Here is a 369-nt window from a genome sequence, read left to right on the forward strand (position 1 = left end):
GCACCGTGGTGACCGGCCGTATCGAGCGCGGCGTGATCAAGGTGGGCGAGGAAATCGAGATCGTCGGTATCCGTCCGACCCAGAAGACCACGGTCACGGGCGTGGAAATGTTCCGCAAGCTGCTGGATCAGGGCCAGGCGGGCGACAACGCCGGTCTGCTGCTGCGCGGCACCAAGCGTGACGACGTGGAGCGTGGCCAGGTGCTGGCCAAGCCGGGTTCGATCACCCCGCACACCGAGTTTGAAGCCGAAGTCTACGTGCTGAGCAAGGACGAAGGCGGCCGTCACACCCCGTTCTTCAAGGGTTACCGTCCGCAGTTCTACTTCCGCACGACCGACATCACCGGCGCGGTGACGCTGCCGGAAGGCG

1 protein-coding gene is annotated in these 369 nt (G+C 65.3%); it reads left to right on the top strand.

Going from position 1 to position 369, the window contains the following annotated elements; genetic code table 11:
* Positions 1 to 369, top strand: a 369-nt coding sequence (locus tag MMG85_RS18570) for an EF-Tu/IF-2/RF-3 family GTPase (RefSeq protein WP_241047347.1), incomplete at both ends; no start/stop codon positions are given.

Source organism: Pseudoxanthomonas sp. LH2527, assembly GCF_022539275.1.
GTDB lineage: Bacteria > Pseudomonadota > Gammaproteobacteria > Xanthomonadales > Xanthomonadaceae > Pseudoxanthomonas_A.